Raw genomic sequence first — 23,981 nt, forward strand, 5'->3', positions numbered from 1 at the left:
CCCGCACCAGGACACCGATGGGGTCCAGGGAGCTTCCCTGGACCCCATCGGCATGCCCGGCGGCGCTCACAGACGCCGGACGGCCGCGGCCACCCTCTCGTCCGTCGCCGTCAGCGCCACCCGGACGAACTCCGCGCCCGCCGGGCCGTAGAAGTCGCCGGGGGCCACGAGGATGCCGCGCTTGGCGAGGTGGCCCACCGTGTCCCAGCAGGACTCGCCCCTGGTGGCCCACAGGTAGAGACTGGCCTCGCTGTGCTCGATACGGAAGCCGTGGGTGACCAGGGCCTCGCGCAGCAGCTCACGGCGGGAGGCGTAGCGCTCCCGCTGGACGCGGACGTGGTCGTCGTCGCCGAGGGCCGCGATCACCGCCGCCTGCGTCGGGGCCGAGGTCATCATGCCGCCGTGCTTACGGATCTCCAGCAGCGGGCCGAGGACCGCCGGGTCACCGGCCAGGAAGGCGGCGCGGTAGCCCGCGAGGTTCGAGCGCTTGGAGAGGGAGTGGACGGAGACGATGCCGTCGTACGAGCCGCCGTTGACGTCCGGGTGCAGCACCGAGACCGGCTCGGCCTCCCAGCCCAGTTCCAGGTAGCACTCGTCGGAGACGAGCAGGACGCCGTGCGAGCGGGCCCAGGCGACGATCCGGGTCAGCTCCTCCTTGGAGAGGACCTTGCCGGTGGGGTTCGACGGGGAGTTCAGCCAGAGCAGCTTCAGGCCCTCGGGGTCCAGCTCCGTCGGGTCGTCGTAGGCCTCGTACGCGGCACGGGCCAGTCGTGCGCCGACCTCGTACGTCGGGTAGGCCAGGCGCGGGTAGGCCACCCGGTCGCCGGGGCCGAGGCCCAGCTGGGTCGGGAGCCAGGCGACGAGCTCCTTGGAGCCGACGATCGGCAGCACGTGGTGGTGCGTGACGTCCCGGGCGCCGAGGCGGCGCTCCACCCAGCCGGTGATCGCGTCGCGCAGCTCGGGCGTGCCCCAGACGGTCGGATAGCCCGGCGAGTCGGCGGCGGCCACCAGCGCTTTCTGGATCAGCTCGGGCACCGGGTCGACCGGGGTGCCGACGGACAGGTCGACGATGCCGTCCGGGTGGGCGGCGGCCGTGGCCTTGTACGGGGTCAGCTTGTCCCAGGGGAAGGTGGGCAAGCGGTCGGAGACTGCGGACACGGGTTCTGGCTCACTTTCTGGCACGTACGAGCCGGTCACGGCAAACGCCTCGGCCCCGTACGGCGATCAGCGGGTGATCGGGCCGTACGGGACCGAGGCGGCACGGAGTGCGGGCCGCTCTTACTGGTTCTGCGGCGGCAGCGCGGCGACGAAGGGGTGGTCGCGCTCGATCAGCCCCAGCTTGCTGGCGCCGCCCGGCGAGCCGAGCTCGTCGAAGAACTCGACGTTCGCCTTGTAGTAGTCCTTCCACTCCTCGGGAGTGTCGTCCTCGTAGAAGATCGCCTCGACCGGGCAGACCGGCTCACAGGCACCACAGTCGACGCATTCGTCCGGGTGGATGTACAAGGACCGCTGGCCCTCGTAGATGCAGTCGACCGGGCACTCCTCGATGCACGCCTTGTCCTTGACGTCGACACAAGGCTGCGCGATGACGTAGGTCACGCTGTCGTTCCTCCTCGATAGGGCGCTGGCGGGCCTCCTCAGGCTCCGCCGCCTGGCGCGCGGGAGCGCGGCGTCGTCGATGCCCGCCCCTAGTATCTCCGTTCCTGGGCATGATCCGAACAGGAGGGGTGAACTGACCTGTGGAAATCTCTGCCGCCGGGCGACTCGAGGTCCGTATCACCACTGCTGACGTGGGCAAACGGGTCTCCGTGCGGAGCTTGATCGAACATGAGGCTCCGGGTGAGAAGTTCACCGACACGGTCGGTGTTCTCACATCATGGGACAACGGTGTGCTGCTCATCACACGCAAGAACGGCGAGAGCGTCCGAATCGCGGAATCCGCGCTGGTCGCGGGCAAGACCGTGCCGTCCGCACCGGCGCGTCGCCGCGGTCCGGCCGCCTCGTACGAGGAGCTGGCCCGGGTCGCCGCGCGGGCCTGGCGACCCGTGGAGAGCGAACGGCTCGGCGAGTGGGAACTGCGGGCCGCGTCGGGATTCACCCGGCGGGCCAACTCGGTGCTGCCGCTGGGCGCGCCGGGCGTGCCGCTCGACGAGGCACTCGCGGCCGTACGGCGCTGGTACGGCGAGCGTGGGCTGCCCGCCCACGTCCAGACCGCGACCGGTGCCGAGGGCACGCAGGAGCTGCTCTGCGCGGAGCTGGAGCGGCGGGGCTGGGTGCGGGAGGTGACCGCCGAGCTGTGGATCGGGCCGCTGGCGCCGATCGCCGACGCGGGCGACCCGGACGAGGTCGCACTGTCCCGGGAGGCCGGTGCGGGGTGGCTGGCCCGGTACCAGCGCAAGGGCGTCAGCGAGGTGGCGCTGCGGGTGCTCGCGAGCGGGCCGTCGGTGTGGTTCGCGACCGTGCCCGGGGCGGCCGACGGGGCGCCCCCGGCCGCCATCGGGCGGTGCGTCGTGGACGGGCGGTGGGCCGGGTTCGCCGCCGTCGAGGTCGATCCGGCGCTGCGCCGGCAGGGTCTCGCGACGGCCGTGATGGCCGCGCTGGCCCGCAGGGCGCTCGACGAGGGCGCGTCGGCCGCGTGGCTCCAGGTGGAGGCGGACAACGCGGCAGCGCGGGCGCTGTACGCCGGCATGGGCTTCGCCGCGCACCACGCCTACCACCACTACCGGGCGCCGGATGCCGGCGACACCGGAAACGGCCGGTAACCGATCGTCGTGAGAGGGCACGAGCCAGTCATGCGTCCCCCGTACCCCCCGTCCCCGGAACGCTCCGCCGAGCTGCGGAGGCGGTTCGCCGAGGAGGCCCGCTCCGAACGGCCCGATCTGTCGACGCTGTGCCTGCTGGTGGGGGCGGAGGCGGACCGGGAACTGGACGAGGCGGGCCTGGACGCCGCGCAGGTCGAGCTGGACCGGCTGGCCGGGCTGCTGCCGTACCGGCCCGCCGGGCCGCGGGCGTGGGCGGTCGCCCTGCGGGAGCTGCTCGGTGAGCGGATGGGGTTCCACGGCACCCCGGGCGACTACCAGCGTCTGGAGTCGTCGCTGCTGCACGCGGTGCTGGGGCGGCGCAGGGGGCTGCCGATCCTGCTGTCCGTGGTGTGGATGGAGGTGGCCAGGCGGGCGGGGGCACCGGTGTACGGGGTGGCCCTGCCGGGGCACTTCGTGGTCGGGTTCGGGCCCGAGGAGGGGCAGGTGCTGGCGGATCCGTTCGACGGGGGGAGGGTGCTGACGGGGGCGGACGCGGAGCTGCTCGTCGTGGGGGCGACCGGGGCGCGACCGGATCCGGCGATGCTGCGGCCGGCCGATCCGCTGGACGTGGTGCTGCGGATCCTGAACAACGTGCGGGCGTGGGCGGCGGCCCGGCCCGAGCGGTCGGACGTGGCGTTGTGGGCGGTGGAGTTGTCGTTGCTGCTGCCGTCGCATCCGGCGCGGTTGCGGTACGAGCGGGCGCGGTTGCTGGTGCAGCGGGGGGAGTTTCTCCATGGGGCCTTGGAGTTGGAGGCCTATGCGGAGGTTGTCTCGGCGGTGGACGAGGGGGCCGCGGAGCAGGTACGGGGGGAGGCCCTGGCGGCCAGGGCGATGTTGAACTGACCTCTCGCCGTACGGCTTCGCGTGGTCTTGCGGGTGCCGGTGTGCGGGGGCCGTTCGCGCTCACGCGGCGGAGCCGCGTAGCGACACAGCCCCGCGCCCCTGACGGGGCGCTCTTGCAACCAGCCCTTCTCCCGTGCCACCCGGACCGCCTCCGCCCGGTTTCTCACCGCCAGTTTCTGGATGGCTGTGCTGAGGTAGTTGCGGACCGTGCCCTGGGAGAGGTGCAGGGCCGCTGCCAGTTCCGCGTTCGTGGAGCCGTCGGAAGCCGCCCGGAGGACCTCTCGCTCGCGGTCCGTCAGCGGGTTGGCGCCCTCCGCCAGGGCCGCTGCCGCGAGGGTGGGGTCGATGACGCGTTCGCCGGTGAGGACCTTGCGGATCGCCTCCGCGAGCTGGGCCGCGGGGGCGTCCTTGACCAGGAAGGCGTCGGCGCCGGACTCCATCGCGCTGCGCAGGTAGCCGGGGCGGCCGAAGGTGGTGAGGATGACCAGCTTCACGGCCGGGAGTTCGGCGTGCAGGCGGGCCGCGGCCTCTATGCCCGTCGCGCCGGGCATCTCGATGTCCGTACCGCCCGAGCCGTCGTCCTCGACGGTGAGTTCCAGCACCGGCCCGTCGAGCGTCTGACGGCGCACCAGCTCGACTGTGCAGCGGCGGGCGCCGCTGTGCCGTACGACGTTGGTGACGGCCTCGCGCAGCGCCCACGCCAGGGCGGACTCGCTCTCCTCGGGCACACCGTCGAGGCCCGGCTCGGCGGGCAGTTCGGCGGTGACGCCGGCCGCGGTCAGGGCGACCCGGGCACCGGCGCACTCGGCGTTCAGGCGGGGACGGCGGTAGCCGGTGACGGCCTCCCGTACGTCGACGAGGGCCTGGCGGCTGACCCGCTCGATGTCGGTGACCTGCTGGGCCGCCTTGTCGGGGCGGTCGGGCAGCATCCGCCCGGCCAGCTCGCTCCTCAGCGTGATCAGGGACAGCGAGTGGCCGAGCAGGTCGTGCAGGTCCCTGGCCAGGCGCAGGCGCTCCTCGTTGGCGGCGAGCTGGGCGGCTTCGGGGGTGCGGGCGGCGGCAGTGCCTGGTGTCCGGACTGCCGCATGACAGGTGTCATGCCGGTGAGATGACGACGAGAGCCCCCGTCCGCACCGGGCGGGGGCTCTCGTACGGCGGCCGGCCGGAGGTCAGTTCGGCTTGGTGTCGATGACTCCGACGCGCTCCGCGGGCGTCTTGCCCCGCAGGGCCTTGCGCAGTGCCGTGACGACGTCCTGCGGCGTGACGTCGCGCTTGCCGCTCGCGCCCTCGATCTGCACGCCGTCGAAGGTCGTGCCGTACGCCTCCTGGAGCGCCTTGAGGTTGTACGTGTCCACGAGCTTGCCGTCGACGGCCTTGAAGCTGAGGATCTTCGGCAGCGACAGCGCGCCGAACGGGATGCTGTGCGCCGCGTCGGTCTGCACGATGGCCTTGGCCGACATCGCCGGCTGCGCGAAGTCCTTCAGCACCCGGTCGACCTCGGCGTTCGAGACGGTCGGCTGCCGGGTGGTGGTCGGCAGGTTCACCACACCGGACGCGCCGGTCTCCACCTGGGTGCGGTACGCCTCCTCCACGACCGGCGTCGACTTGGCGAGGTCGACGCCCTTGCCGGTCTTGCCGTACACGGGGACGGCCTTGCCGCCCTTGAACTCGATCGTTCCGTCGGTCGACGCGCCGGAGCCGCCCGCCGCCTCCTCCAGCGAGGCGTGCAGCTTCTCCTCGTCGACGGGCATGACCGGCGTGACGACACGGTGGTCGCCGAAGAGCGAGCCGATCACGGAGACCGGGTTGTAGTCGCTCTTCGCCGCCGCGTCGGCCGTGGCGTCCATGTCGAACTGCAGGCCCGCCTTGTCCGGGTCGAGGGCGACGGTCTTGCCGCCCACCGACAGCTTCATCGGCGTACCGACGCGGTCGTCGAAGGCCTCGTCGAGCTTCCTGACGGCGCCGTCGCGGGTCGTGCCGCCGATGTCGACGCCGAGCACGGTGGTGCCCTTGGGCACGTCGGTGCGGTTCATCAGCAGACCGGCGCCGTAGACGCCGCCGGCGGCCACGACCACGCCGACCGCGAGCAGCACGAGCTTGTTGCGGCCCTTCTTCTTCGGCGCCTTGGAGGAGCTCGCCGGGGGCGGGGAGACCGGCTCGGGCAGCTTCGGGGCGGCGTGGGGCACGGGGCCGTCGGCGGGTGCGCCCGAGCCGAACGGCGAGGCAGCGCCGGGCGTCACGACGGGCATGCCGCTGGTGACGGTGTGGCCGGAGACGTTGTCGTGCCGGGGGCCGTGGCCCTGGCCGTCCGGCGGTTCGGGGGCCGGCTTCTGCGGGGTGAGGACGGCGGTGTCGTCGCTCATGCCACCGCCGGGGCCCGCGGCCGCGGCGCCGGGGGCGGCCGGGGCGCCCGGACCCGCCGGGCCACCGCCTATGGCTCCGGGACCGCCTGGAGCGCCGCGTCCTCCCGGCCTGCCCGGGGCGTTGAAGGCACTGGGGGCACCGGGGCCGCTCGGGGTGCCGGTGCGGCCGGGCTCGTTGAAGGCCTCGGGAGCGCCGGGCCTGCCCTGCTCACCGAAGCCGCCAGGGCCGCCGGGTGCACCGGGAGCGTTGAAGCCGCCGGGGCCGCCGGGCGTGCTGAAGGAGTCCCTCGCCCCGGGGCCGCCCTGCTCGCCGGAGCCGCCCGGGCCGCCGGGCGGCGGCACCATCGGGCCGTCGCCGGTGACCGGTCCGCCGGTCGGGCCGGCCGGGCGCCGGGATCCGGGGCCGCCGGACGTGCCGTTCGCGCCGAAGCCGTCGGACGTGCCCGGGCCGCCGGCCGGACCGCCGTAACCGCCCTGGCCGTTCTGACCGTCCTGCCTGTTCTGTCCGTCGCGGCCGTTCTCGGAGAAGTACGGCAGGTCGTCGCGGCGCGGTTCGGCGCCGCCCGGGGCGGGGCGGGAGCCGCTGCCCAGCGGGCCCGCCGCCAGGGCCTCGGTGACGTCGAAGGAGCCGGTACCGCCGCCGTGCCCGGGCGCGACGGGGCCGCCGGTGGCGCCGCCCGGAAGCCCGGCGCCGTTCGTGCCGCCGGACCGGGAACCGCCCGGTGCGCCCATGGAGCCGACCACGCCGCCGGGCCTGCCGGTGCCCGGCCGCGCCCCACCGGACGCACCGGCGCCGGAGCCGGGCGCCGCCGTACCGGGAGCACCCGCCGCCGGACGCGAACCGCCCGGCATTCCGGCACCGTTGGTGGAGCCGCTGCCCGGACCGCCCTTGCCGCCGCCCGACTTGCGGGGTGCGAACCAGTCGCTGGCCGGCTTGTCGTCGCCCTGCTGCGGGGGTTCGGCGGCCGGCTCGGCCGGTGCCGGGGACGGGGCGGTGCCCGGGGCCGTCGACGTCTCACCGCGCGTGTCGGTGTCGGCCGTGCCCTCCGTCTCCGCGACGGGCTTGCGCACCACCACGGGCGGAATGGGCCGCGACCCGGGGATGTTGATCCGGATCCGGGTCGTCAGCGTGGTCTCGGTCTTGCGTTCCTCCGGCCGGGTGGCGGAACGGCCCGCGTCCGTACCGGCGTCGGAGACCGTCGGGGTCCCGTACGGCGGCGTACCCGACGGGTAGGCGGCTCCGCCGCGCCCGTTGGGCCCGGAGGACGGAGTGTCAGTTTCACGACTCAAGGCAGGTTCTCCCGGTTGGCTCCGCCGCCCGACACAACCTCACGCGGGCAGCTCGGCGGCGCGCACCACCATACTGGCCACTTCTCACCCTTATCTCGTGACCGCCTTGGAAACCCACACCGGACCCCCACGGCCACGTCTGGCGAAGTGGTACGTCACTTGGCAAGTCGGGCGGGACCGCCGTCCGGTTGCCGCCCCGGGGCGAGGGTGGCGCAGATCACAGCCACGGCGATGCCCCCGAGCAGGAAGAGATAGGAGCCGTTCCCCGCGGCGAAGAGGAAGTCGCCCTCGGGGCGGCTGGCGGTGAGCAGGACGACGGCGAGCATCCAGCCGGCGGCGGCCGCGACGCCCCCGGCCCGGCCGCGGAGCACGAGTGAGCCGCCCAGGACGGCCCCGGCCTCTCCGGCCAGGGCGAGCAGGAGCCCGCCCGGGAACCACCCGGGCTGCACCAGGGCCCCGGCGACGCCCATCACCGCGCCGAGCACGAAGAACCCGAGACAGGCGCCGACCCGTCCGGCCGTGGGCGGCCGCATCGGCTGGGCCAGCATCGGCGTCCGGTCGTTCATGAGGTCTCCCCGACACCTGCGAAGAGGTCCGTCTCCCGCTCCCCGGCGCCCGCCTCGCCGCGCACCAGCTCGTAGTACTCGGTGGTGAGGATCGGCTGGGCGAGTTCGTTGGACAGCACGAAGTACGGCCCGTCCACGGTGATCTGGGTGGCGTGGGCGCGCATCGCGGCGGCTTTGGCGGCGGCGTGGGCGGTGCCGTCGATCACGGTGGTGACGCGCTCCTCGGGCACGACACCCGGGACGTCGTCGATGTCGGCGACCTTGGTGAAGGACGTGCCGGACAGATCCTCCCGGAGCCGGGCGAAGGACTCCTCCAGAACCGGCCGGGGGACCCGGTTCCAGTACACCTTGGGGACCGGCAGGCCGGCGTCCGCGGACAGCTGCACGGCGCGCATGGCGACGCGGTGGGCCTGGATGTGGTCCGGGTGGCCGTAGCCGCCGTTCTCGTCGTAGGTGACGAGGACCTGGGGCCGCACCTCGCGGATCACCTCGACGAGGTGCGCGGCGGCCGCGTCGACGTCGGCCTGCCAGAAGCAGCCGGGGTCGTCGTTGTCGGGCAGGCCCATCATCCCGGAGTCGCTGTAGCGTCCGGCGCCGCCGAGGAGGCGGAAGTCCCGGACGCCGAGCTCGGCCAGGGCCGCGGTGAGCTCGCGGCGGCGGTGCTGGCCCAGGGCGGCGCCCGTCAGGTGAGCCAGCTCGGGCGGGATGACCTCGCCGCGCTCACCCAGGGTGCAGGTGACCAGCGTGACGTGGGCACCTTCGGCCGCGTACCTGGCCATGGTCGCGCCGTTGATGATCGACTCGTCGTCCGGGTGCGCGTGCACCAGCAGCAGACGCCGGGAGGGCAGTTCCGTCATGGGGCCAGCCTACGAGGCGCCGTGGGACTGTCCGTCGCGCCCTGGTCTGTCACCCCTCGTCGTCGAGCACGTGGGCGATGGCCAGGGCGATCCGCTCGATCCAGTCGATGGCGTCCGTGACCTCGGCCTCGTCGATCGGACGGCGCTGCTTGAGGTCGCCGTCGATCAGGTCTGCGTCGTGTGCGATCTTGTTACGGCGCTGGGTGATCTCCAGGTACCGACCGCGCAGCTTCTTCTCGTTGAACGTGGTCCGCCCCTGGAAGAAGTGCTGGTTGATGCATCCCGCCGCCTCGTACCAGACTTTCTTCTCGGTCACGAGCCTGAGCACTTCCGAGATCTTTCCGGGGTGCTGGAGCGCCTGCACAGCGAGCTTCTCACGCAAGTGCTCCACGACGGCCTCGGAGAGCGTGACCTCACCTCGTCGCACAGCCTCGACCCGGTACAGCGGCAGTTCGTACCTCCGCAGCTGGGGCGGCATCTCGGGGCTGTCCTTGACCGTCAGCTCGGCCACCCGGCGCAGCACCTCCTCGTGCAGCCAGTGATCGATGGCGGCGACAGCCTGGACCCAGGCTGCCCGGTAGAAGTCGTCGATGCCGATCGTGGGCGACTGCAGAGGCGTGAGCATCCGCCCCGTCTCGACCATGCGCCGGGCGTACGACAGGTTCGTCATGAACGCCTCGAACTGACGCGTCTGTGGTCTGGAAACAGCCATGCGCAACCCCGTACTCGCTCTTCGCCACGATCCTTACGAGAACGATCGCGAAGTTGCCAGGGGGCCGGTCAAGCAGGAACGCGTCGTCCGGACGAAGGTGACCGAAACCGATTCTCCCGTTTCCGGATCGAGCCCCTCAGGTCCCGACCTCTTCCGCATCGTTGTCTCGGTAGCGCGGCAGGCCGCTTGTCGGAATGGTCCCTTCCCGGATGGTGACGTCTTCGCCGTAGAGGATTTCCTTGCGGGTGGCGTACAGACGCCCGCCCGGGGCCCGATGGATGTCGGTGAGGACGGCACCGGTACCGGTACTAGGGCCGAAGATCGCGTAGACAGGGATGCCGAGCAGCGGGTAGTCACGCACCTTGCCCACCCAGTCGTTGCGCGGGCTGGAGCGGGATACGACCTCGATGACGACGATGAGAGTACGGGCGTCGAAACATCCGGCGACATCCATGTCGTCTCCGGTGATCACCATGATGTCGGGACGGCGCATGACACCCTCGGGTGTGTTCTCCATGTCGGGCTCGCCCGTGTGGGCCGTTGGTGCACAGCAGGTCGTGAACAATCCCTTCCTTGGTGATCTTCAACTTGCCCGGAAGCGTGCCGTCTGTGGACTGAACGAAGTCACGCATGACCCGATACCGGTGGGAGGGCCCTGGCACGCGTCGGATGCGGTCGTCATGGCGCCCGCTCCCCGCCGTCCATGGCAGGGGCGGGGATAGTCACGTTCACACTGAAGCTCCTGTGGAGGTCGCTCGGCAGTCACGGCAGCGGGCTCCGGGGTCGGGTGAGCGGAAGCTGCGGTCGCAGCCGTCGCAGTTCCGCACCGGGTACACGGGCGGCTGCGGGATGGTCGGAACCCGGAACGGGGGCGGAGGCGGGAGCTGGGTGGCGAGGCGGTGGGCGAGGAGCGCGGCCGGGCGTCGTACGCCCTCCGGCGGCAGGTCGGCGCTCAGGGCGCGGCGTACGGCTGCGGGAGCGACGTCCCGCTCCAGCCACGCGGCCACGCCGGGGGCCAGGTGGGCGGTGTCGCACGTGGAGAGGAGCAGCCGGGGGTCGTGTCGGTGGAGGTCCGCGAGGAGGTCGGTGGCGGCTTGGAGGAGGGCGGGGGCGGAGTAGGCGGGGCTCGGTACTGCGGGGAGCGGCTTGCGGGGTGCTCGTCTCTCGTGCGCCGCCCGCGCGGGGTACGTCCTGTTTTCCTCACACTTCTCCCGCTGCTGCGGTGCCGCCGCGGCTCGGGCCTCCGGGTGATGGTCGTGAGTCTCGGGGCGGTGACGGGCCTCCGGCTGGTTGCACGAGATCGTGCGAGTCACGATGCGGCCGGTGGAGGTGCGAACGCGTTCGCGGCGCAGGTAGCCGTGGGCCTCCAGTTCGCGCAGGGCGGCGGCGATCCGGTTCGTACCCTCGGGGAAGCGGGCGGCGAGGGTCTTGATGTCTGCGGGGGCGCCCTTGGGCAGCGACTGGAGGTGCGTACCCAGCCCGATGGCGAGGAGTGAGAGCTCCCTGTGCTGGGCCAGGTGATTGCCGATCACCGTGAAGCGGGTGGTGTGGCGGGTGTTGTCGTGCTGGAGCCCGCCCGTGCGGTGGGCCGCGCCGGGCCGCCGGTTCGGGTGCTTTTGGGCCGCAACTCGGGCCTGGGCGCGCAGGGGCACGCTAGGGTTCTGGATACCCATCGGGAAGCTTCCTCTTCCTCGGTGGTCAGGCCCTCGCACTGGGATTGCAGTCCCGGCGGGGGCCGTCTCATGTCTGCGGTTGTGTTGCGCCGAGCGTAGGGCCGGCTAGGGGCCGGAAATCCAGTGGAGTTGGCGATGTTCACTCGCGCGGGTGAGCGGGGCGCCGCGGGCGGGAGGGGTGGGGTTTGGTGAGGTCATTTCGCCGCCGTGGTCCTTGGGTAAAGAGAGCGCCCCTTTCACCGAAGCACGAGTTCTCGGGTTCCGGTGGTACCCCGACTTCGCCGCTCGGAGAGGATGTCTGCCATGCCGAAGACCACACAACTGCGCACGTACACGGTCCGGGACGGTCTGCTCGACGAGTGGGTGCAGCGGTGGCGGGAAGAAATCGTCCCGCTGCGGCTGGAGTTGGGATTCACGATCGGAGGGGCCTGGGTGGACCGTGAGCGCAATCAGTTCCTCTGGCTGATCGCCTACGAGGGCCCGGAGACCTTCGCCGAACGCAACGCGCTGTACTGGTCGTCGCCCAAGCGCGAAGCGATGGGCCTGAACCCGGACGACTACCTCGTCCGCACCGAAGAGCGCACGGTCGAGTCGGCCTACTGATCACTACGTCACAGGGGATCGAGCGGCAGCAGATGCTGCCGCCGTTCCTCGTGGGTGAGGGTGCGGAAAACCCTCCCCCGGGCCGCGGCCTCCAGCCGGTCGTAGTCGGGCTCGGCGTTCCATACCCGCGCCGTCCCGTCGGCCGATCCCGTGAGCAGCCGCGTGCCGTCCGGGGACCAGGCCACGGAGAGCACCTTGTCCTGGTGCACACCGACAACGGCGACCTCTTCCAGGGTCGCGGCAGACCAAACGCGTACGGTGCGGTCGTCGCCGCCCGTGGCGATGTGCCGTCCATCGGGGGACCAGGCGACTGCGCGAAGCCGCCCTTCGTGTCCCTTGAGCACGTCGATCCGTCGCCCGGTGACAACGTCCCACAAAGCGGCGGTCCAGTCGCCGGAAGCGGTGGCGATTCTCGTCTCGTCCGGGGACCAGGCCGCGTCCTCCACGTAGTTCTCGTGGCCGCGCAGCACTGTGAACTGCCGCCCTTCCACGATGTCCCACAGTCGGCACGTGCGGTCGTCGGAGCAACTGGCGAGCAGCCGACCGCTGGGCGACCAGGCCACGCGCCCCACCCAGTCCTGGTGTTCCGTCAGTTTCAGCAGCTCGGTCCCGTCCGGCCCGGACAGGACGCGCACGGCACCGTCATGCCCCCCGGTGGCGATCCGGCTGCCGTTCGGAGACCACGCGCACCCCTCGACGACCTCGCCGTTCCGCTCGAACAGTGTGCTGCCGCGCCCGTCGACGACCCGAAACAGTCCGTCGTTCGTACAGAACGCGAGCCGTTCCCCCTGGGGAGCCCAGGCAACAGACCAGACCCGGTCCTCCCACTCGATCACCGGTCCGGCCGGAGCTCCGGTGACCGCGTCCCAGACCCGTACGGTGCCGTCGTCCGAGGCCGTGGCGAAACGGTCGCCGTCACTGGACCACGCGGCCTGATTCACGGGGCCTCGGTGTCCGTCGGCCAGTACGGCCTCGGCGCCGCGCGGGCGCAGGTCCCACACCATGCCGGTGCCATCGGTGGAACTGGTGGCGAGCATGGTCCCGCAGGGCGACCAGGTCACGCCCCACACAGTGTCCGTGTGGCCCCGCAGCACGGCCAGGACCTTGGCGTCCTCGGTGTCGACGATGCGCACGGTGTGGTCCGAGGATGCGCTGGCCAGCATCCGCCCGTCCGGCGACCAGGCCGGATTCCACACGTAGTCGGTGTGTCCTCGCAGCAACAGACGCAGGTCGCCGGTCCTGGCGTTCCAGATACGGGCGGTGTGGTCCCCGGAGCCGGTGGCGATGAGCCGCCCGTCGGGTGACCAGGCGATGCCCTCGACGAAGTCCGAGTGCCCGTTGAGCGTGAGGGCCGCGGTCCCGGTCGTCAGGTCCCACACGATCGCGGTCTGATCGTGGGAGGCCGAGGCGAGCCGATCGCCGTCCGGCGCCCAGGCCACACCCCACACGTCGTCGCTGTGCCCGTGCAGTTCGTGCACGACCCGGCCGCTGTCGGCCTCCCAGACTCGGACGACCCGGTCCTTGGAGCTCGCCGCGACGTGCCGGCCATCCGGTGACCATGCGACCTGCCTGCTGAGGTCCCCCGCTCCGGTGAGCAACCGGACCGGCTCCCCCGAGGTGGCGTCCCAGATCCGTACCACTCGGTCACGGCCGGCGGTTGCCACCCTGGCCGAGTCCGGCGACCAGGCGACGGACTCGACCATGACGCCGTCGCACGGCAGCACCAGCAGCGTGCGTCCGGACGGCGCCTCGTAGACACGGGCCGTGCCGTCCCTGGACGCCGTGGCCAGCATGCGGCCGTCGGGGGACCAGGCGATGTGCCGGACTGTGTCAGTGTGCCCGCCGAGCCGGGCACGGGCGTGGCTCGCCGCCAGTGCCGCCATCAGGCCACGTCTGGCAGAGGGGGTGGGTGTGCACTCCCCGAGCGCGGCGAGCGACAGCAGCAGCGACCGCTCCGGTTCGCCCTCCGCACTCAGGAGGACCTGTCGGCCGATGCTGTCGGAAACCCTGCTGAGGAAGGTCAGGTCGCGGCGCTGAGAGGACTCGACGAGCGCACGTGCCGGTGGGGACGCCTGCCCGGTTTCCTCCAAGCCCTCCAGCCAGCGGCGGGCCGCGCTGAGGCGCTCCCCGGTGAGCAGGTAGTCGTCGCTGCGCCCGGCCCGCTCCCAGTCGGCGGCCCACCGTTCCAGTTCGGCGCGCTCGCGAAGCCGTTCGGCACGCGCCTCGACCTCCTGGCGCAAGGGGGCCCACTGGCGGAACAGCGCCTCGTGCGTCACCTGCGCGTAGGGCTCGCTGTTGGTCGTGGCGCCACCGGTGGCGTCGGTGCGCAGCAACCGTGCCTCGACGAAGGCTTCGACGATATGGCGTTCCTGTCCGTCGAGTTCGGACAGCGGTACACGGCGGCGGGCCACCTCCTGCCCCTCGACGGTGACGAAGCGGAGCAGGACTCGGAGAACAGCGTCGATGCCCACGCCCGCGCCGAGCCCGGTCACGGTGTTGTCCGCCTGGCGCGCCAGGGCGCCGGGTACTCCGCCGAGCCGCCGGTACAGTTCCTCGGTCACCGTCCCGCCGGGGCCGGAGGCGAAGTACAGCTCTTGGAGGAGATAGGCGAGCAGCGGTAGTGCGTCGTCCGCGCCGGTCTCGCTCACGATGGAGTCGACGACTCCGGCCTCGAAACCGAGCCCGACGAGGGCCCCGGGCCGCTCCACGACCTCGGCGAGCTGTGCTCTGCCCAAGGTACCGATGACGACGGGGTGCTGGAGGAGCTCCGCGTGTGGGGTGCCGAGGATCCTGCCGAGCAGATCCACCCGGAGAGTCGCCAGCACGCGGACCGCCGGATCCTGTTCCACACAGGCACGCAGCGCTTCGAGGAACTGGACGCGTTCCCGCTCCCCCGCCAGGGTGACGACCTCTTCGAACTGGTCGACCACGAGCAGTATCCGCCGGAACCGGCCGCCCCGCAGCCGCGACAGCTCGGCTCGGAGCGCGCCAGGTCCCTGGCGCAGTCTGCGCAGTACGGCACTTGCCGGTTCCTGCCCGCCTGCGACCGCCGCCAGCGCAGTCGCGAGGGCACCGAGCGGGCTGGGTCCGGGAGCGAAGGCCGGTACGACGGTCCAGCGGCGTTCCCGGAGCCGAGGCATCACTCCCGCCCTGACCAGCGAGGACTTACCGCTACCGGACGCCCCGGCCAGCACCAGGAACCGATCGGCGGGATGGGTCGCCGTGGCGTGCAGCCTGCGCGTCAGTTCGGCAGCCTGGGCCTCCCTGCCGAAGTAGACGGGCGCCTCGTCCTCGTCGAAGGCGTCGAGGCCGGGGTACGGGACCCTCTCACGCGGCCATTCGACCTGAGGCGGCGCGGGGTTCTCCAGCCGGTAGACGACGACCTGCCCGACCACCAGCGCCACGATCAGCACGCCGATGGCCGGAACGGAGAACCGTTGAATGGCCTCCAGCGCCCAGGGGACGTCGTCGGTACTGGTCGCGTAGTTGGTGGCGATCCCGAGCAAACAGGCGACCAGGGCCAGCATGATCTGAAGGACGACCTGCATACGGTTCCTCATCGGGCACCGCTCACGATCGCGCCGCTGCCCGCCAGCACCGATCAGCCTCCGTTCCCCACCGGCCTCGAAGCGCCGGCACCGTGTCATGTGCCCTGGAGGCCCCATATATCGGTCAGGCGGGGGCGCTCATGACCATCTTCTGGGGCTTCTCAGGCGCGTTCAACGGTGCGTATGCGTTTCGGCCATGCAGGGTTACGGCTCTTCGGCCCGGCAGCGTTCGGCCGGTGGGCCGACTCGGCACTCTGCCCACACCGTCTTTCGCGGGTACGGCCCGAGGGCGGTGCCCCAGCGGTCGGCGAGGGCGTCGACGAGGACGAGACCTCGGCCGGATTCGGCATGAGGGAGCGGGTGGTGCAGTTGCGGGAGGTGGTCGCCCCGGGTGTCGGTGACCTCGATGCGCAAGGTGGCGCCGACGACGTAGAGGGTGACCTGGAAGTCCCGGCCGGGGACCCGGCTGTGTGTGGCGGCGTTGGCCGCGAGTTCGGCCACGAGGTGCGCCGCCGGGTCCAGGGGCAGGCCCCAGGAACGGAGCTGTTCGGTGGCGAGCAGCCGGGCGAGGCGGGCTCCGCGGGGCGTGGGTGACAGCTGAACGCTGAAGTTGCGGATCGGAGGGCGGAGTTGCACCTCAGGGGTGGCGGTTTCTTGATTCACGTCACTCAGCGTCGCGGAGTGCTCTTACCGTGAACAGTGACGAAGCGGTTGCGTACGGTGACTGTCCGGTCTTGTCCGGTGGTGTCCTGGCTTGTCGAGACGGGCCGTACGGCGACGAGGGGCGGTTCGGCAGGGCCGCACGACGGGAGGGCACGGAATGTCGGTGAACGGCGAGGTAGCACGGCTCAAGACCGAGGCTGACGAACCGGGCTGGGAGGTGGACCCGGATGACGACTGGGGACTGGCGGTCATCGCCACCGTGGGGCGGCAGCTGAAGCTGCGGCGGGAGGCCGCGGGGATGCGGGCCGCCGAGTTCGGGGAGGCAGTGGGGTACGGCGAGGACATGGTGTACAAGATCGAAGCCGGGAAGCGGATCCCACGGCCCGAGTATCTGGACATGGCGGACGAGGTGCTGGGGGCTGGTGGGCTGCTCTCGGCGATGAAGGAGGATGTGAAGAAGGTCCGGTACCCGAAGAAGGTGCGGGACCTGGCGGAGTTGGAGGCGAAGGCCGCAGAGCTGCTCTCGTACGGCAATCACAACCTGCACGGTTTGCTCCAGACCAAGGAGTACGCGTGGGCGTTGCTGCGGACACGACGGCCGGTGAACCCGGAAGACCAGTTGGAGCAGGCACTGGCGGCACGTATGGCTCGAAAGGCGATCTACGATCGTGCGCCAGCTCCTGAGCTCAGCTTCGTCCTGGAAGAGACGACACTCAGGCGCCCAGTCGGAGGCAAGATGGTGTGGCGCAGTCAGCTCGAACACCTGATTGAGGTCGGCCAGTTGCCAAACGTGGAAATTCAGGTGATGCCGACGGACCGTTGGAACCATCCTGGAACCGGAGGTCGCGTCCAGGTGTTGAAGTTCGAGGACGGTACGGCGGTCGGGCGCATGGACGACGAGTTCAATGGCCGCCCCGTCCATGATCCGAGGCAGGTCAGGATCCTTGAACTGCGCTATGGCATCATCCGGGCCGAGGCTCTGACTGCACGGCAGTCACTGGCCTTCGTCGAGCAACTGGTGGGAGAGACATGATCCGCAAGGCCTCTGTCGAAGACGCATCCGAGCTGGTGTGGTTCAAGAGCAGCTACAGCGACAGCAGCAACCCGAGCGACTGTGTCGAGGTCGCCCACACCCCCAGCACCATTCACATCCGGGACTCCAAAAACGCCGTCGGCCCCCGCCTCCAGCTCTCACCGGTGGCCTGGGCCGACTTCGTCGCGTACGCCTCCAAGGGCTGAACGGCTGCTACTCGACCTCGACCTCCGGCACGTCCACGTCGCCGCCCAAGGAACGGGCGATGGCCGTGAACTCGTTCAGGGCGGACTGGAGGTCGCGGACGATCTCCTCGGCGATCACCTCGGGCGGCAGGCCGCTGTCGGCGTCGTCGAGGGCGGGATCCTTCATCCACGTGATGTCGAGGTTGACCTTGTCGCGGGCGACCAGTTCCTCGTAGGTGAACTTCTTGAACGGCCCGTTCTCGTCCTCGGACTCGACGCGTGAGGAGCGGGGCTCACCCGGCCGGTAGGCCGTGACGAAGTCGTCCAGGTGGGCGCGGGTGAGCGGGCGCTGCTTGAGCGTGAAGTGCTGGCCGGTGCGGAAGTCGTAGACCCAGGTCTCGGTGGTGTGCGGCTTGCCGTCGGCGCGCGGGGGCTTCTTCTCGAAGAAGAGGACGTTGGCCTTGACGCCGCCCGCATAGAAGATGCCGGTGGGCAGCCGCAGGATCGTGTGCAGGTCGAACTCGTCGAGCAGCTTGCGGCGGATCTTCTCGCCCGCGCCGCCTTCGAAGAGGACGTTGTCGGGAAGGACGACGGCCGCGCGTCCGCCGACGGCCGTGAGCGACATGATGTGTTGCAGGAAGTTGAGCTGCTTGTTGGTGGTCGTGGCGGTGAAGTCGTCGCGGTCGTACTCGGTTTCCTGCTTCTCGGTCTCACCGTCCTGGCCGATCACGGTGATCGCGGACTTGCGGCCGAAGGGCGGGTTCGCGAGGACGAGGGTGGCGTGCTTGCCGCTGGGCTTGTCGGCGAGGGCGTCCCCGACGGTGATCAGGCTCGGGCCGTCGCTCTTGCCGATGCCGTGGAGGAGCATGTTCATCGCGGCGAGGCGGGCGGTGCCGGTGACGAGTTCGTTGCCCCAGATCTTGCGACCCTCGTCGTAGGCCTTGCGCTCGTCCAGCGACATGGTCTTCATGTGGTGATCGCGGATATACGCGTGGGCGGCGATGAGGAAGCCACCGGTGCCGCAAGCCGGGTCGGTGATCGTGTCGTCCGGGCCGGGCTGCATGACGTCGACCATGGCGTCGATGAGAGGCCGAGGAGTGAAGTACTGGCCGGCGCCAGTCTTCGTGTCCGAGGCGCCCTTGGCAAGCAAGCCCTCGTAGGCGTCGCCCTTGAGGTCGACCCCGGTCATCGTCCAGTCCTCACGACCGATCAGCTCGACGACGAGCTTTTCGAGGAGGGCGGGCTTCGTGATCCGGTTCTGGGCCTCGTCGAAGATCGTCCCGATGGTGGTGTCGGGACGCCTGCCCAGGTTCTCCAGGACGGCACGGTAGTGCTTCTCCAGCTCGGGACCGCGCTTGGTGACCAAGGTCTGCCAGTTGTACTCGGCGGGGACGATGGCACTCATGTCCTGACCGTCCCACGGGTCGTTCTCGATCTCCTCGACCATCTTGAGGAAGAGCAGGTAGGAGAGCTGCTCGACGTACTCGATGGTGGACATGCCGTTGTCACGGAGGACGTTGCAGTAGTTCCAGAGCTTGGAGACGAGCGTGTTGGTCTGAGCGACCGCCTTGGCCGTCTTGACCGGCTCTTCGGCGGGCTGCGGGGCGTCTGCGGGGGCGGTCACAGGTCGAACTCCTGCTGTACGGCGAGGGCGGGGATGGGGGTCGGTTCGGGGGCCGGGCCGACCGACTCTGCGACTCGCTGGGGCGGGGCCTTGGTCGTAGTCCTACGAGGACGCTTGGGCTGCGCTGCCCGTTCAACAGCGATACGGGCGAGAGTCGTCGCTGCGGGCTCATCGGCTTCGTTCTGAGGAACAAGATCCCCTCGGAACGCTTTACGCAGAAGGGCGTTCCGTAGCTTTGCTGCTTGAAGCAGGGCGCGTTCTGTGGCCGCGCGGGCGTGCCGTAGTTGGATCAGCCGCTCTTCGATCCGTTCCGCAAGGCGTCGCTGCTCAGATTGCGGCGGTACAGGAACGGGCAGATTCTTGATCTTGCTAAGGCTGATGGAGGCAAGGTTCGTACTCTGTTTCCCGTTTCCTTCGAACCACTTAGCTGCACCATTGGCGTACCAGGAAAGGAGTTCAGGAATGAGCACACCATGACGGATGCGGGCTCTGAATACGTGGTTCTGGTGGATGGCATTGGGGATCTGCTCGCGCCACACCCACCCCCTGCCCAGCTTGTCACGGTCACCGCCCTCGTTCATCAGGACGTCGCCGTCTTGCAGCCTCAACTGCTCAGCCTTCTTCGGCGGAACTCGAATGTTCGCGACCTGTTCGAGGTCGAGATGGCCACGCTGAACATTTGCTACACGAAGATATGGAACTTCGGGAAGTTCCGGATCGGACTGCTTCTTCTTGTCCTTCGTCACGCCGCCGACAACGTCAGCCAGCTCGCCTAGACGCATCCATCGCCAGTCCACTGGAATGCGCGGCAACTTCCCGTCAATCGAATCGGCTGCCCCGGGAGACGGCGCAACAGGGTCGTCAGCGCCGATGGAGAGTTCGGCAGTGAAATCGGTAACCCTTCCGAGAAGGGCATCAGTACGTTGCATGACCTTGCGAACGTTCGCCCGCGCCGCATCAAGCCGTGACAGCTGCTCTTCGAGCGCCTCGACGATCCGGTGCTGCTCCGCAAGTGGCGGCAACGCGACTGGCATCCTTCGCAATGCATCTTGCGAGAGGTTGCGCATAGCATCCTTGGTCCCACTCGCTTTCGCCTCGACGTAGGCACGGGCCTCGGGAGAGCGCAAGAAGTGCACGAGCCAACGCTTGCTGACACAACCAGACGGAATGAGACGCAAGCTCTTATCTGACAGGAGCAACTTGGGACGACTTGCTCCGACCAGAACAGGAGCACCCACATAAGCCTTGGTGTTAGCCCTACTTACCAGCAAGTCACCCAAAGAGATTTCGTAAGCAGGATTGATGTCACGCCCTGCCGGAACGGCCTTGTTCTCGTCCGGATCGAAGGAACCCCACGTCATGGCGCTCACCTTGATGACGCCCCACTCATCGGGAAGAGCAGGGCGTGGCTCACAGGTGAAGGACTTCCCCGCTTCAATGCGGTGCAGCAAGTCCCCCAGCTCGGCCCAAGCCCACCCCGTTGGAAGTTCCCTCTCCCCGTCCACGCCGCTGCTCTCGCTCAAGCCAGTTCCTGATTCAGCTCATCCAACAGTTCCAGCGCCCGGTCCTTGTCCCCGAACGCCCGCATGAAGCCCCTGCCACCACCGCGCTCCGAGAAGGGTGCGACGGAGAAGTCCCCGGGCTCTATGCCGACGTCGACGGCGATGGCGTTCTTTATCCGCTCCAGCCACCACAGCTGTTCTTCGGTGAACTCCACGCCCGCCTGCCGCTGCCGCAGCAGCCAGCCCTCGAAGCGCTCCTCGACCACCGTACGATACGGCCTCAGTTCGTCGTCCGCGCCGAGCTCGTAGCGGATGAGCCGCACCAGGTCACCGAGGCTCGCATCCTTGCCGGGACTGGCCGCCGCCTTGCCGACCTGTTCGTAGTACTCCCAAAGGACCGGCGTCGTCCATGAACGCTTCGTCGCCCTGATACGGCCGGCGAGTTCCTTCAGCGCGGCCCGTGCCTCCCCCGGAGTGAGCCGCGACCCGCTGCCCAGCGCGACCTGTATCGCCGCGTTCTCGTCCCGCTGTTCCCTCTCCAGCAGCTCGTTCCACTCGGCCAGCTCCTTCCGCGCGCGCTCCTCCATCGGAATCTCACGCACCTCGGTGACCTTGACCTCGGTCGTCTCGTCGTAGGTCAGGTCCTGCTGGTGGCGGATCTCCAGGATGAGCTTGCGCAGTGCGGGGCGGGCGGTGAGAGGGGCCACCGCGTCCTGGACCAGTTTCCGTGCCAGCTCGGGGCCGCCCTCGTGCCGGGCCCGGTCCTGGGTGTCGACGTCCACCGCGTCCGTGATGCGGCGGGCCAGGTCGGCGAGGCTCGGGCCGCCGGACGTCTCAACCAGCAGTTTCCTCTCGTCCTCGCCGAGCTGGCGGTCGATGCGGGCCAGGCGGCGGGCCAGGGTTTCCGCCTCGTCGGCGGTCAGTGACCGCGTGCCAGCCTTGTCGAGTAGCTTGGCCAGCGGGATGCCGCGCTGCGCGCCCGCCGGGATCAGCGGACGGGCGTCGACGAGCGGGGAGTCGGTGACGCCGACCGCGTCAATGAGGACGAAACGGTCCTTCTTCAGGTCGGGTGCCGCCTCCGGGGTCACCGCCTTCAGCTCGTCCGCGTCGATGGAACGGGCGCCCCGGCCCTTCATCTGCTCGAACATCACGGGGCTCTTCACCGGCCGCAGGAAGATCACGCACTCCAGCGGCTTCACGTCCGTGCCCGTGGCGATCATGTCGACGGTGACGGCGACCCGCAGCCGGGGCGAGTTGCGCAGGTCGTTGATGAGGGCCTCGGGGTCGTCGCCGTTGTCGCGGGACCGGTAGGTGATCTTCTTGGCGAAGTCGTCGCCCCGGCCGAAGACCTGCTTGACCTGCTTGAGCACCTCGTCGGCGTGGTCGTCGTACGGGCCCGCGAAGATCAGGGTCTTGGGAAGGTCGGCCCGGCCGGGGAACCACCGCTTCCAGTTGTCCCGGTACGTCGTCAGCACGGCGCGGATCTCGTCCTCCGTGATGACCGTGCGGCCGATCTGCGGGGCGGTGTAGGTGAAGTCCTCGTCCAGTTCCTCGTACCGTTGGCTGCGTGTCTGACGGTCACGGATCCGTACCGTCGTCCCCGACTCGATCCTCGCTACGGCTCCCTCTTCCCGCAGGTCGGTCACGATCCGGGCGATGTCGAAGTCGACGTTGACGCCGTCGGCGACGGCCTGCTCGTAGGTGTAGCGCGAGACCTCGTTGTTGTCGAAGAAGCCCTTGGTCTGCCGGGTGGGCGTGGCGGTGAGACCGACGAGGTGGGCGTCGAAGTACTCCAGGACGCCACGCCACAGGCCGTAGATGGAGCGGTGGCATTCGTCGACGACGATCACGTCGAAAGACTCGATGGGGACGTCGGGGTTGTACTCGACGGTGATCGGCTCGTCCGCCACGTAGGACTCGTCCAGGGGCGAGGCGGCCTTGTCCTCGCGATCCTCGGTTTCCGGCCCGTCCTCCAGCGGCTCGCCCTTGAGGAGGGCGTACATCCGCTGGATCGTGGAGATGACCACCGAGGAGGTCTGCTGAAGGCCGGCGCGGCCCAGCATGTCGACGTTGTAGAGGTCGGTGAGCTTCCGGTTCTCGTCGGGGGTGCGGTATTTGTCGAACTCCGCGCGGGCCTGGCGGCCGAGGTTGTTGCGGTCGACGAGGAACAGGATCCGGCGGGCGCCCGCGTAACGGAGCAGCCGATAGGTCTCGGTGACGGCCGTGAACGTCTTACCGGCGCCCGTCGCCATCTGGATCAGGGCGCGCGGCCGGTCGGTGGCCAGGGAGCCCTCCAAGCCCGTGATGGCCTCGACCTGGGCCATGCGCAGGCCGTGGGTCTCCAGCAGCGGCATGGCGGTGCGCAGGGCCGCCCGGAAGGTGGGCGCGTCCGGGTGCTCGTCGGCGTATCGCATCCACGAGGCAAAGGTCTCGGGACGGTGGAAGGCGAAGACCTCGCGGGAGCGGGCGTCCGGGTCGACGCGGTTGAGGAAGTACGTCTCGGTGCCGGTGGTGGCGTAGCGGAAGGCGAAGGGCTCGTCACGGCGCCACACGGCCATGGCGTGTTCCTTGAGCACACCCGCCGCGTACCGCTCGTTTTGGGCGAGGGCGCCGGCGAGGGGCGCCCCCTCCCGCTTGGCCTCGATGACGCCAACGATCTTCCCGTCGACGTAGAGGACATAGTCGGCGCGGCCGCTAGCGAGGGTGAACTCGCGGATGGCGACGCCCGTACCCGCGAGCGGGTTGGCGTCCGCCTTGTCCTGGAGCAGCCAGCCCGCCTTGCCCAACATCGCGTCGATCTTCTTTCGCGCCTGCACCTCGTTGAGCGGGGCGGGACGCTGAGCGCGCTCCACGATGGCGTCACGGGCGGCGGAGGCGACCGGGCGTGGCTTGAGCCGCTCGCGGTCGTACCGCTGCTGGTGCGCGGCCCGTAGCTCGGTGACCTGCGCCCGCAACTCCTCGACCTGTGCGGCGTAAGCGGTCTTGGCCTCTTCGGCGCTGGCGATGATCCGCTCGGCCTCGGCGCGGGCCTGTCGTTCGGCCTCAAGACGGTCGCCGACCTCCGACAGCTTCACCCGAGACTCGGCGAGCGTGCGCCGGTGCCCCTCCAGCGCCTCGCGCAGCTCTGCGATCTCCCGCGGGTCGGTCTCTGGCGTCTCGGCGGGGAGGGTGGGCGGAACGAACGCGGTCACGGCGCGGGTGCCGCCCATGGCACGGTCGAAGAGGTCGCCCAACTGCCAGCACAGCTTCAAGGCCTCAAGGGCCATGGTCGTATCGAAAAGGTGGTTGTGTGCCGCTTCGTTACGGCCCCGGCGCAACTTGTGGAACGCGTCACGACTCCAGCCCACGAGGACACCGGCCCGGGTGAGGGCGTTGATGCGGTCGACCTGGTTCGTTCCCTCGACACGCGTGCCCGTCCGCGTGACGAACTCCTCGGCCAGCACCTCGCCGAACTGACCGGCGCTGACGTAGGCGGCGTTCGGATTGGTCAGGACGGTGAGTTCTGCCTGTGAGCCGTAGATCGCGAGGAGCGGCTGGTGCTGGTACAGGCGACCGAAGTTGGGGGACGCCTTCGCCTGCTCCCGAAGCCGCCTGTCCACGCTCTCGTCGTCCACGTGCCGCCCCCTCGACCCTCGTTCATGCCCGGCCCGGCAAGCCTACGGAATCCGACTCGGGAAAGCCGGACATCAAGACAGACGAAGCATCCGGACAGAAGGGG

General features: G+C 70.1%; 17 protein-coding genes and 3 pseudogenes. 5 read left to right on the forward strand and 15 right to left on the reverse strand.

All coding sequences use genetic code 11. From position 1 onward, the window contains the following. Positions 1-66: 66 nt before the first annotated feature. Both AB0937_RS15015 and fdxA read right to left on the reverse strand, forming a co-directional pair. Positions 67-1,158, reverse strand: coding sequence for a bifunctional succinyldiaminopimelate transaminase/glutamate-prephenate aminotransferase (locus AB0937_RS15015; RefSeq protein ID WP_366711982.1), 1,092 nt, complete (start codon positions 1,156-1,158; stop codon positions 67-69). A 120-nt stretch (positions 1,159-1,278) separates the two neighbouring features. After that, the gene (fdxA, locus tag AB0937_RS15020; RefSeq protein WP_003973842.1) at positions 1,279-1,599 is read right to left on the reverse strand and encodes a ferredoxin; all 321 of its coding nucleotides are present in this window, start codon (positions 1,597-1,599) and stop codon (positions 1,279-1,281) included. A gap of 140 nt (positions 1,600-1,739) precedes the next feature. On the opposite strand from fdxA, the gene AB0937_RS15025 reads away from it, so the two are divergent. Then, positions 1,740-2,762: a GNAT family N-acetyltransferase gene (locus AB0937_RS15025; RefSeq protein WP_366711983.1), complete on the forward strand. Its 1,023-nt coding sequence runs from the start codon at positions 1,740-1,742 to the stop codon at positions 2,760-2,762. 30 nt (positions 2,763-2,792) lie between these two features. After that, complete coding sequence (locus AB0937_RS15030) at positions 2,793-3,644, forward strand: transglutaminase-like domain-containing protein (RefSeq protein WP_366711984.1); 852 nt, start codon at positions 2,793-2,795, stop codon at positions 3,642-3,644. A 116-nt stretch (positions 3,645-3,760) separates the two neighbouring features. On the opposite strand, the pseudogene AB0937_RS15035 reads toward AB0937_RS15030, so the two are convergent. The 8 genes and pseudogenes from AB0937_RS15035 to AB0937_RS15070 all read right to left on the reverse strand — a co-directional run. Continuing rightward, positions 3,761-4,204: pseudogene (locus AB0937_RS15035) on the reverse strand (response regulator transcription factor); the annotation flags it as partial. A 3-nt stretch (positions 4,205-4,207) separates the two neighbouring features. Then, positions 4,208-4,681 (reverse strand): annotated as a pseudogene (locus tag AB0937_RS15040) (histidine kinase); the annotation flags it as partial. Positions 4,682-4,813: 132 nt separating this feature from the next. Next, the gene (locus AB0937_RS15045; RefSeq protein WP_366711986.1) at positions 4,814-7,297 is read right to left on the reverse strand and encodes a hypothetical protein; all 2,484 of its coding nucleotides are present in this window, start codon (positions 7,295-7,297) and stop codon (positions 4,814-4,816) included. Positions 7,298-7,452: 155 nt separating this feature from the next. Beyond that, positions 7,453-7,863: a DUF6113 family protein gene (locus tag AB0937_RS15050; RefSeq protein ID WP_366711987.1), complete on the reverse strand. Its 411-nt coding sequence runs from the start codon at positions 7,861-7,863 to the stop codon at positions 7,453-7,455. Continuing rightward, positions 7,860-8,720 (reverse strand): N-acetyl-1-D-myo-inositol-2-amino-2-deoxy-alpha-D-glucopyranoside deacetylase, encoded by an 861-nt coding sequence (gene mshB, locus AB0937_RS15055; protein WP_366711988.1) that lies wholly within the window; start codon positions 8,718-8,720, stop codon positions 7,860-7,862. Before mshB ends, AB0937_RS15050 begins: the two co-directional genes overlap by 4 nt. Positions 8,721-8,769: 49 nt before the next feature. Continuing rightward, positions 8,770-9,432 (reverse strand): hypothetical protein, encoded by a 663-nt coding sequence (locus tag AB0937_RS15060; RefSeq protein ID WP_366711989.1) that lies wholly within the window; start codon positions 9,430-9,432, stop codon positions 8,770-8,772. A 136-nt stretch (positions 9,433-9,568) separates the two neighbouring features. Then, positions 9,569-10,064, reverse strand: a pseudogene (locus tag AB0937_RS15065) (Uma2 family endonuclease). A 96-nt stretch (positions 10,065-10,160) separates the two neighbouring features. Continuing rightward, positions 10,161-11,105: a helix-turn-helix domain-containing protein gene (locus tag AB0937_RS15070; RefSeq protein WP_366711991.1), complete on the reverse strand. Its 945-nt coding sequence runs from the start codon at positions 11,103-11,105 to the stop codon at positions 10,161-10,163. Between the two features lie 303 nt (positions 11,106-11,408). Here AB0937_RS15070 and AB0937_RS15075 point away from each other — a divergent pair, with 303 nt between their 5' ends. Then, positions 11,409-11,708, forward strand: coding sequence for an NIPSNAP family protein (locus AB0937_RS15075; RefSeq protein WP_366711992.1), 300 nt, complete (start codon positions 11,409-11,411; stop codon positions 11,706-11,708). 8 nt (positions 11,709-11,716) lie between these two features. On the opposite strand, the gene AB0937_RS15080 is transcribed toward AB0937_RS15075, so the two are convergent. Further along, positions 11,717-15,256, reverse strand: a complete 3,540-nt coding sequence (locus AB0937_RS15080; RefSeq protein ID WP_366711994.1) for an AAA family ATPase — start codon at positions 15,254-15,256, stop codon at positions 11,717-11,719. A gap of 204 nt (positions 15,257-15,460) precedes the next feature. Further along, positions 15,461-15,919, reverse strand: coding sequence for an ATP-binding protein (locus AB0937_RS15085; protein WP_366711995.1), 459 nt, complete (start codon positions 15,917-15,919; stop codon positions 15,461-15,463). Between the two features lie 157 nt (positions 15,920-16,076). Here AB0937_RS15085 and AB0937_RS15090 point away from each other — a divergent pair, with 157 nt between their 5' ends. Further along, positions 16,077-16,952, forward strand: a complete 876-nt coding sequence (locus AB0937_RS15090; protein WP_366711996.1) for a helix-turn-helix transcriptional regulator — start codon at positions 16,077-16,079, stop codon at positions 16,950-16,952. After that, positions 16,949-17,158, forward strand: coding sequence for a DUF397 domain-containing protein (locus AB0937_RS15095; RefSeq protein ID WP_366711997.1), 210 nt, complete (start codon positions 16,949-16,951; stop codon positions 17,156-17,158). The genes AB0937_RS15090 and AB0937_RS15095 overlap by 4 nt, the downstream gene beginning before the upstream one ends. Before the next feature lie 7 nt (positions 17,159-17,165). On the opposite strand, the gene AB0937_RS15100 is transcribed toward AB0937_RS15095, so the two are convergent. Genes AB0937_RS15100 through AB0937_RS15110 form a run of 3 tightly spaced genes read right to left on the reverse strand, consistent with a single transcriptional unit; the run spans position 17,166 to position 23,877 of the window. Next, complete coding sequence (locus AB0937_RS15100) at positions 17,166-18,761, reverse strand: class I SAM-dependent DNA methyltransferase (RefSeq protein WP_366711998.1); 1,596 nt, start codon at positions 18,759-18,761, stop codon at positions 17,166-17,168. Further along, a complete protein-coding gene (locus tag AB0937_RS15105; RefSeq protein ID WP_366712000.1) occupies positions 18,758-20,284 on the reverse strand; it encodes a restriction endonuclease subunit S in 1,527 nt (508 codons plus the stop codon). Before AB0937_RS15105 ends, AB0937_RS15100 begins: the two co-directional genes overlap by 4 nt. Beyond that, positions 20,281-23,877 carry a DEAD/DEAH box helicase family protein gene (locus AB0937_RS15110; RefSeq protein WP_366712002.1) on the reverse strand — a complete coding sequence of 1,199 codons (3,597 nt, stop codon included), beginning with the start codon at positions 23,875-23,877 and terminating at the stop codon, positions 20,281-20,283. Before AB0937_RS15110 ends, AB0937_RS15105 begins: the two co-directional genes overlap by 4 nt. Between the last annotated feature and the right edge of the window lie 104 nt (positions 23,878-23,981).

Origin of the sequence: Streptomyces sp. NPDC047880 (assembly GCF_040706515.1) — a bacterium.
Classification (GTDB): domain Bacteria; phylum Actinomycetota; class Actinomycetes; order Streptomycetales; family Streptomycetaceae; genus Streptomyces.

Coding starts and splice junctions, on each gene's coding strand:
- AB0937_RS15030 (WP_366711984.1), top strand. CDS start 2,793: ATGCGTCCCCCGTACCCCCCGTCCCCGGAACGCTCCGCCGAGCTGCGG.
- AB0937_RS15050 (WP_366711987.1), bottom strand. CDS start 7,863: ATGAACGACCGGACGCCGATGCTGGCCCAGCCGATGCGGCCGCCCACG.
- mshB (WP_366711988.1), bottom strand. CDS start 8,720: ATGACGGAACTGCCCTCCCGGCGTCTGCTGCTGGTGCACGCGCACCCG.
- AB0937_RS15060 (WP_366711989.1), bottom strand. CDS start 9,432: ATGGCTGTTTCCAGACCACAGACGCGTCAGTTCGAGGCGTTCATGACG.
- AB0937_RS15070 (WP_366711991.1), bottom strand. CDS start 11,105: ATGGGTATCCAGAACCCTAGCGTGCCCCTGCGCGCCCAGGCCCGAGTT.
- AB0937_RS15075 (WP_366711992.1), top strand. CDS start 11,409: ATGCCGAAGACCACACAACTGCGCACGTACACGGTCCGGGACGGTCTG.
- AB0937_RS15080 (WP_366711994.1), bottom strand. CDS start 15,256: ATGCAGGTCGTCCTTCAGATCATGCTGGCCCTGGTCGCCTGTTTGCTC.
- AB0937_RS15090 (WP_366711996.1), top strand. CDS start 16,077: ATGTCGGTGAACGGCGAGGTAGCACGGCTCAAGACCGAGGCTGACGAA.
- AB0937_RS15095 (WP_366711997.1), top strand. CDS start 16,949: ATGATCCGCAAGGCCTCTGTCGAAGACGCATCCGAGCTGGTGTGGTTC.